This is a genomic window from Empedobacter sp. UBA7252 (assembly GCF_002472765.1).
Taxonomy (GTDB): domain Bacteria; phylum Bacteroidota; class Bacteroidia; order Flavobacteriales; family Weeksellaceae; genus Empedobacter; species Empedobacter falsenii_B.
The window spans coordinates 366-2418 of sequence record NZ_DKSQ01000097.1 but is presented as its reverse complement, the minus strand read 5'-3'; the positions used below and the strand labels follow the sequence as shown (position 1 = coordinate 2418).

1 protein-coding gene is annotated in these 2053 nt (G+C 27.9%); it reads right to left on the bottom strand.

The window, feature by feature from the left end; all coding sequences use genetic code 11:
• Positions 1 to 708 precede the first annotated feature (708 nt).
• Complete coding sequence (locus tag B2X73_RS13740) at positions 709 to 1986, bottom strand: DUF389 domain-containing protein (RefSeq protein WP_280046398.1); 1278 nt, start codon at positions 1984 to 1986, stop codon at positions 709 to 711.
• Between the last annotated feature and the right edge of the window lie 67 nt (positions 1987 to 2053).

Below are 2053 nucleotides of genomic sequence, written 5' to 3'. Positions count from 1 at the left end.
TAAAACCTTTTTAACGCTCCATTCAACCATTTTCTTAACGTGAGAGTTTTAATGCCGGTTTCTCATCCTTTTTCAATATTATAATCCCTTTTAACAACAAATTCCAAATCGACATACGATTTGCAGACGAGTTTCAATCCATTGAAACAAGCGTAAAAAAGATTAGTGAGCGATATGTTTACGTAATAAGTTTTACGTTTTTATTCTTTTTTCAATATTGATATCTCAAAACCTCATCCTTAATCTGAAAACATACTACTTAATACATAATACATTTTACATAATACATAATACATTTCACAAATCGAAAATCGAATATCTAACATCTACATCCTTAGCAATCATTCCCCTTCATCACCTACCAATTTCGTTCACAGCTCGTCAAGTTTCAATCACTTAAAGCTATTCAGTCTACATTCGAATTGTTGCTGAACCAAGTCAAATAAAGTTTAATTTAATCACGTTATAAATTCTGCCCATTTCAATTACACAACCATCATTTTGAGTGGAATTCTGAAAGAATTTTGTATCGAGAAAAAAGGTTTTGACGTAATTCAAAATAAGAATAAACATTAAAAAAATTTAACTTAAGAATTCGTATTATTATATCGTTCAGCAAAATAGGATTAGTAAGATTATAAATAACCTTATTATATAAAATATTGTAACATCTTCTAAATCAATCTTTTTAGAATAGAAAAGTAAATATTATTCTTTAATCAATGCTAAATTATCACTCTTTAATTTTATTTTCAACCAGTTATACAATAGATTTTCATCAATTTCTTGTTCTGAATGATAAATCACTATTGGTTTTGCTTCTAAACTATCACTATAATGTTGAATAACCCCAAAATAAACATAACGTATTGAAGGAAACAAGGATTTTATTTCACGTTCAGTAGTAGCATCTCCAATTTTTTTTTGCTCTATTTGTGTTTTTAATTGTTGTATTTGTAAATCTTTTTCTGTTACGTTTAGCTGATTTTTATTTATTTCACTTAATATTTCTTGTTTTAAATCACTATTATTTTGTCGAACAACTAAAGTTGTATTTTCTAAACCAAAATCCGCTAGCTTATTATTAAATTCTTTTATTTGTAAACTATCATATTTCTCTGTTAAAAATGCAAGTTCAATACGCTTTGGATTTGATCTAAAGTTTACATTTTTATAAATAATAGTTTTACCTTTCAACTGAAACTCTTTTTGGATAAATGTATTTACGTTTTGTGTATATCTTTTTTCTTGTAATAGATTATAGGCTAGATAGAAGCTAGGTAAAATTAATAAAGACATCAAAACAGTTATAGTTAGTCGTACTTTTTTGTCTAGTGCAGGATTTTGGGTTTGTATTGGCTTATATTTCAAATACTTCAATACCAAAAATGTAGATAAGGCAATAAAAAAACAATTTATACTATATAAATATAATGCACCCGCTAAAAACTTAAAGTTGAGAGTTGCTAAACCAAAACCTGCTGTACACAATGGTGGCATTAATGCAGTAGCTATTGCTACCCCTGGTATTGGGTTACCTTTCTCAATTCTTGTTATTGATATAGCTCCTACGACACCTCCAAAAAAAGCAATTAGGACATCATAAATTGTAGGCGATGTTCTGGCTAATATTTCTGACTCTACTTCTTTAAATGGGCTTAAATAAAAATATAAACACGAAACTACCAATCCAGCTAATGTTGCAATAAACAAATTCTTAGTAGATCGCTTTAATAGGGTAAAATCATAAGTAGCTAATGCAAAACCAGAACCTACAATTGGTCCCATTAAAGGTGAAATTAACATAGCTCCTATAATAACTGCTGTTGAATTAACATTTAAACCTATTGAAGCTATCAAAATAGCACATGCTAAAATCCATAAATTTGCTCCTTTAAATGAGATATTACTTTGTACATCCTCTTTGACCTTATTCTTATCTTCTTCTCCAATATGTAGATTGAGTAATTCGTATATTCTATTCATAGACATTTTATTAATATTAATTGTCGTACTTCATCACTACGTAGGTATTAAATATAATTATTTTAGT

Coding starts and splice junctions, on each gene's coding strand:
- B2X73_RS13740 (WP_280046398.1), bottom strand. CDS start 1,986: ATGAATAGAATATACGAATTACTCAATCTACATATTGGAGAAGAAGAT.